Annotated in this window: 5 protein-coding genes and 1 tRNA gene; 4 read left to right on the top strand and 2 right to left on the bottom strand. The window is 59.2% G+C overall.

The window, feature by feature from the left end; genetic code table 11:
- Positions 1-1165 (top strand): peptidase U32 family protein (locus QZZ60_RS10430; protein ID WP_295641183.1); only part of this gene is annotated, 1165 nt, incomplete at its 5' end.
- Positions 1166-1222: 57 nt separating this feature from the next.
- Here QZZ60_RS10430 and QZZ60_RS10425 read toward each other — a convergent pair.
- On the bottom strand, positions 1223-2032 hold the full coding sequence (locus QZZ60_RS10425) for an ADP-ribosylglycohydrolase family protein (protein ID WP_295641181.1): 810 nt from the start codon (positions 2030-2032) through the stop codon (positions 1223-1225).
- A gap of 335 nt (positions 2033-2367) precedes the next feature.
- Here QZZ60_RS10425 and QZZ60_RS10420 point away from each other — a divergent pair, with 335 nt between their 5' ends.
- Positions 2368-2820, top strand: a complete 453-nt coding sequence (locus QZZ60_RS10420) for a pyridoxamine 5'-phosphate oxidase family protein (protein WP_295641179.1) — start codon at positions 2368-2370, stop codon at positions 2818-2820.
- Between the two features lie 186 nt (positions 2821-3006).
- On the opposite strand, the gene QZZ60_RS10415 is transcribed toward QZZ60_RS10420, so the two are convergent.
- Entirely contained in the window at positions 3007-3546 is a 540-nt protein-coding gene (locus tag QZZ60_RS10415; protein ID WP_295641177.1) for an NADPH-dependent FMN reductase, read from the bottom strand.
- 337 nt (positions 3547-3883) lie between these two features.
- On the opposite strand from QZZ60_RS10415, the gene QZZ60_RS10410 reads away from it, so the two are divergent.
- Positions 3884-4927, top strand: a complete 1044-nt coding sequence (locus QZZ60_RS10410; RefSeq protein WP_295641175.1) for an NAD(P)-binding protein — start codon at positions 3884-3886, stop codon at positions 4925-4927.
- A gap of 127 nt (positions 4928-5054) precedes the next feature.
- Positions 5055-5130 (top strand) — tRNA-Ala (locus tag QZZ60_RS10405).
- Positions 5131-5225 lie beyond the last annotated feature (95 nt).

The raw sequence follows: 5225 nt of genomic DNA, 5'->3' as shown, positions 1-5225 counted from the left end.
AGCCGACGCCGTATATCTCGGCGGAAGCGCCCTTTCCCTTCGCGCAAAATGCCGGGGCTTTGACGGCAAGGCGCTGGAAGACGCCGTAACCTTCGCACACCGCTCCGGCGTCCGCGTCTACTACTGTCTGAACGCTCTTCCGTATGACGAGCAGCTGCCCTTTGTGGAAGAACAGCTGGAAAAGCTGCCTGAGCTTGGCGTAGACGGACTCATCGCAGCCGATCCCGGAGTCATACGTCTTTCCCGAAAGCTCTGCCCTTCCATGGAACTGCATCTTTCCACACAGGCCCATTCCGTCAACGCCGCCGCCGTGGAGTTCTGGCAGGAAAACGGCGTACAGCGCATCAATCTGGCGAGGGAACTCGGCAGGGACGCCATGACCGAACTCATCCGGCGTTTTCCCTCCATGGACTTTGAGGTGTTCGTTCACGGAGCCATGTGTCTTTCCCTTTCCGGGCACTGCCTCATTTCCGCATGGGTCAATCAAAGACCGGCCAATCTCGGACTCTGCACACAGCCCTGCCGCTTTGAATACCGGGGAATCGCCCTTACCGTGGAAGAGGCCGTCCGGCACGACGGTCCCTTCCTGACCGTCACGCAGGGAGAGGACTTCAGCGCCATATGGGCCCCCATGGATCTGTGTCTCGTCCGATGGATGAACGACATCGTCCGCATGGGACCGACCGCGCTCAAGCTCGAAGGACGGACCAAAAGCGGCGGCTATGTCGCTCAGGTGACCGACGTATACCGCACGGCGCTGAATCTTGCCGCAACAAACGGCTCTGCCGCCCCGAACGCCCCTTCCGCTGACGCTCTTGTCGAGGAACTTTTTCATACGGCTTCGCGTCCGCTCTGTTCCGGCTTCTTTCTGCCCGAGCGCCGTACGGAAGAACGCCCCCGTGATTTCAGAGCCCGTCCCGTAGCTGCCCGTCTCATGGAACCGTCCGGACATGGCGGCTGGCGCGTTCAGATCCGCTCTCCGTGGAACAGCCATGACGACGCCGTGCTGCTTCTTCCCGGCATGAAAAGACCATGCCTGAGGGCCGGCTCCTATGCGCTGGAAAATCATAGAGGAGAACTGACGGACCGGCTCAATCCGGGTACGGAAGGCATCCTTTACTGCGAACGGGAGGATCTTCGTCCGGGGCTTTATCTGCGGGCATGACGCCTGTCGTCCGCTGTTTCCACGTCATCCGGCCCGCGCTCTCCCCTGCGCAGGACGTCAGGCTCTCGACAAGACTCGGCTCTCAGGAAAATGCTGCTCAAATCGAGCCACTATCCCGGCAAGCGGAGGATCCAGGAATTCAAGAATGCGCTCCCGGAGCTCTTCGGGCACCCCGAACCTCGCCTCGGCCATGCTTGCCGCCATGGCGGCAATGGTGTCGCTGTCTCCGCCTATGGAAACGGCATTGCGTACGGCGCTCTCGACACTGTCCGCCTCAAGAAAGGCCTCGATGGCCTGAGGTACGGAGCCCTGGCAGCTGACATCCCAGCCGTAGCCGTCGCGTATCTCATCCAGCGTAAAGTCCAGCCCGTACCAGGACGCCTCCACGCTCTCTCGTATGGTTTTCTGGTCCTTACCCTGTCTGGCAAGCCATATGACCGCCGTCACGGCCTCTGCTCCCCGCAGCCCCTCAGGATGATCATGCGTGACCATGGTAACGCGTTTTGCCATGTCCAGGGCATCTTCCAGCGATTCCGCCGCCCACGCGCAGGGACTCACTCGCATGGCCGAGCCGTTGCCGTAGCTGCCGTACGGCTGCGGATGCTCGCTGTAAAGCCAGCGGGTAAAACGTCCTCCATAGCATCCCTTCGCCCAGCGTCTGCCGAAACGCTGCATGGACTCCACGACCTGTTGCGAAAGCGACTCTCTGTGACCGGAACTTTCCAGCAAGGCATGAGCCACGGCCAGCGTCATGACGCTGTCGTCCGTGACGTGACACTCCGGCGTCAGAAATGCAAAGTCACGGCTTTTGCAATTGTGTCTTTCAAAACGAGATCCCACAATGTCGCCTATCAGAGCTCCGATCATACGTTCTCTCCTGCTCATGCCGCGTCCCCGGAACGCCTGCAGCCCTCTGCAGGATCTGCTGTTTCGGGACGCCGCGCTCCTGCTGCGGTCAGCTTCGCAGCATTGAATCATGACTTCAAGCTTTCCGGTCTTCCCCGGCTTCGGCAAAGACGATCCGCGACGTTGCCGGCGGGAGAAAAACAGAAACTTCCGCATACGCGTGCCTCTGATCCCACCGCAGAAAACTCGTCGACTCTGACGGCGGAATGAAGAAACATTGACAACAAGGCGACGTTCTTTCAAAACCGGAACATCCCCCCATTACGCCGTGCAACGGTATTTTTCAGGAGATCATCATGAGACGCAAGGACCGAGAGCTCAACGACCCCTCATTTTTTTCCAACCTGCTTCAGCGGGCCGAAGTCATGAGCCTGGCATTCCAGGCCGAGGGCTTCCCCTATGTCATCCCTGTCAACTTCGTGCTCCTGAACGGCGCGCTGTACGTTCACTGCGCGAAGGAGGGCCGCAAGCTTGACTGTCTGCTCAACTCCCCGGGCACTGGTTTCTGCGTACATGAAGTGCTCGAGATCGATCGGGAAAAGGCAACGACGCGCTACCGCAGCATATGCGGAGAAGGCACGGCCTCCCTTGTCGACGATCGTGAAGAAAAACAGGCAGCCCTGGCGGCGCTGGCACACAAGTATCAAAGCCGCTGCACGCTGCCCGTCCCGGACGGCATGCTGAACGCCACGGCCGTCATACGAATCGACATTGTCTCCATGTGCGGCAAGCAGAACCTGCCGGAATAAGCGCCGCGACCGGAAAGCCTCACGTCATGCTTCCTGTCGCGTCGCGGCGCGGCGACTCATCTCTTCCGCAGCATCCGCATTTCGACGGGTTTTCTGCGGAAGACGGAAAAGCCGCAAAGACTGACGAGGCTCTCATCCGCGCCGGAACCCCCTTCTCCTGCGCGGATGAAGCGGGCAGACCGTGCGCTACCGTGCCTCACAAAGAGCCTTCATCTGCGCGGCCACTTTCGCGCGCAGCTTTTTCCCTTCTTCCGTATCGGCCACGTCTCCGTTTTCCGCAAACGCGTCGGAAAAGGCGTTGGCAAACACTTCCGGCCTGTTCAGCACCCGAAGGTCAAGATACACGCAGGTCTGACGCAGATGATACTGCGCCCGCGACGTGCCCATGCCTCCGCCCGCGCCGAGCATGGCGGCAGGCTTGTCGGCAAGGATGTCCCCTTTTTCCCGGGAAGCCCAGTCCAGAGCATTTTTCAGCGCAGGGGCCACGGAATAGTTATATTCCGGTACAGCCAGCACGAAGCCGTCCGCACTTCTGACCTGATCGATGAATCTGCTGACGGCCGCCGTCTTCTCCCTGTCCTCTGCATAAAAGGGGAGCTCGGAAATGTCGGCAATCTCAAGCGAGGCCTCTTCCGGCATCACTTCTGCGGCACAGCGAAGCAGTCCCATGTTTCTCGAAGCAGCTCTGAGAGAACCGCAAATACCCAAAAACTTTTTTTTCGCCATGGAAAACCTCCCTATTTTTCCTCCAAAATTAAGCAGAAAGAAAAAAAACACAATGAGCCTGCCCTGATTTTCCCTTCGTCGGCCACTCTTTTCATCCCAAAGCAGCACCGACCGAGATCAACTCGAAGCATGTGGAACAGCTTTTTAAGCAATGTGCCCCCCGAAAAAAACAAAAAAAACGCTGTCGGACGCGTTCGCCCGTAGGAACTTCCCTTCTTGTTCCTACGGGGAAAACTTCATGCCTCCTCTGTCGGAAGAAACCTTTTTCGACCCGACATCTTGACGGAAACGGAATTTAGGCTCTATGTGCAGACGTTGACCCGCAGGCGACGGCTTCATGCAGAGCCGCAGAACGCCTGCGGCACGCACCTTTCCGACGCCGCATCCGCGTCCTTCCCATGACTTGAGGAGAACCATCATCGCCATGAACGCCTCTGCCCCTTCCCTTCCTTCCGCTTCACAGCACGACGGCACGGACCTTTCTCTTCCCTGCCGGGCAGCCTCCCCGCTCAGGATAGATTACGGCCTTCTGATCAGCCTGGTTTCAGCCGGCAGGGAAAACGATGCCGGCCTTGCCCTCCGGCGAGCCACGCCCTTCGGCGGCATTCTCTCCGCACTCGGCGACTCCGCAGCGGCGACCGCCTGTCCGCACGGCGGAGAAAAAAATGCTTTTTCCGTTCTTCTGCGTCACCTGGAGCATGTCTGCCCCGACATTCTCTATGCTGCGCCCGAACTGCCCCCTTCCTCTGGAAAAAGAACGCTCGTCATAGGCTCAGGCCCGGCCGGCCTTCAGGCGGCATGGACGCTCCGCGAACACGGGCATGCCGTCACCGTTCTTGAAGCCGCCCCCTCCCCGGGCATGACGCTTCTTCGCGAACCCGTACGGGAGTCGAGCTCGGCTCCGGCAGCGCCCTCTCCGGCCGTCCCGGTCGACATCGTGAAAAAAACCCTGGCCATGCTTGCCCTGGCGGGCATTGAATTTCACTGCTCCCGCCCCGTAGGCCAGACCATGCTCGCCCCGTTGTGCAGAGAATACGATCTCGTCCTCTGCGCCTGCGGAAAAGGCGCTGTCCTGCCGACGGATGCCGACGGAAAAGTGAACGACAACCTTTTTGCCGCAGGCACCTGCGTCAAGAATCAAAAGCTCCAAGGGGCGCTTCAGTCCATGGCTTCCGCCAGAAAAACCGCTCTTGCCGCATGTCGCGCACTGGGTGACGGCATGGAACCACAGGCGCTCTTTCGCGAAGCTGCCTTCGTGCATTCTGAAAGACGTGCGGAATCCACCGAACACAAGCAAACGCCGGTCGGTGAGGACGTTCCTGCGCTGGCCCTGCACTGCCGGACATGCCATGGAACCTCACCTTCCGGCATCACGGCCTGAGCTCAGGTTGACCGGCCCCGCTTTCCTCGGCGGAGTTCGTCGGTTAAGTTGCACGATGCCGCAAATAATGCTTGACAATCAGGGCGGGCTTATCTAGAGTTCCTCCCGTTGGTGAGACACCGACCATGGGGATGTAGCTCAGCTGGGAGAGCATTGCCTTCGCAAGGCAGGGGTCGAGAGTTCAAATCTCTTCATCTCCACCACATGAATTCAAGAGGTTAGGTTGAAAAACCTGACCTCTTTTTTTGTTCAGTGCTAACTTTTTGCTAACCAGCCGCGTACTACCTGCCCACTAGCC

Origin of the sequence: uncultured Mailhella sp., from assembly GCF_905187505.1 — a bacterium.
Classification (GTDB): Bacteria; Desulfobacterota; Desulfovibrionia; order Desulfovibrionales; family Desulfovibrionaceae; genus Mailhella.
This window is presented reverse-complemented; position numbering and strand designations above follow the sequence as displayed.